At 73.8% G+C, this 290-nt stretch carries 1 protein-coding gene; it reads right to left on the bottom strand.

Features of this window, described 5'->3' with window-relative positions; translation table 11 throughout:
* The coding region (locus tag MD536_RS21170; protein WP_239603782.1) for a hypothetical protein at positions 1 to 290 on the bottom strand (290 nt) is incomplete at both ends.

Raw genomic sequence — 290 nt, 5'->3', positions numbered from 1 at the left:
CGCCGATGACCACCACGTCGTAGCGGCCCAGCACGGGGAGATTGCGCGCTTCCTGAGCAACCGTGGGCAGTTTCTGGACGGGGCGCACGCCGGCGAGCATTTCGCGCACCTCACCCGCCGCGGTGGCGGCAACGGCCATCTCGCCGGGCAGTCGCACGCCGGCCGGATCGCCCGCGGCAGCCGCCTCCTTGGCTGCGGCGGCACCGATCCGAGCGCCCAGGTCGATCAGTTCCAGGGGCCGCAGCAACTGCTCGGCGCGGGGGCGGCTGATGTCGGCCGCACCGCCGAGT

This window comes from Flavihumibacter cheonanensis (assembly GCF_022352215.1).
In the GTDB taxonomy this organism is placed as follows: domain Bacteria; phylum Bacteroidota; class Bacteroidia; order Chitinophagales; family Chitinophagaceae; genus Flavihumibacter; species Flavihumibacter cheonanensis.
This window is presented reverse-complemented; position numbering and strand designations above follow the sequence as displayed.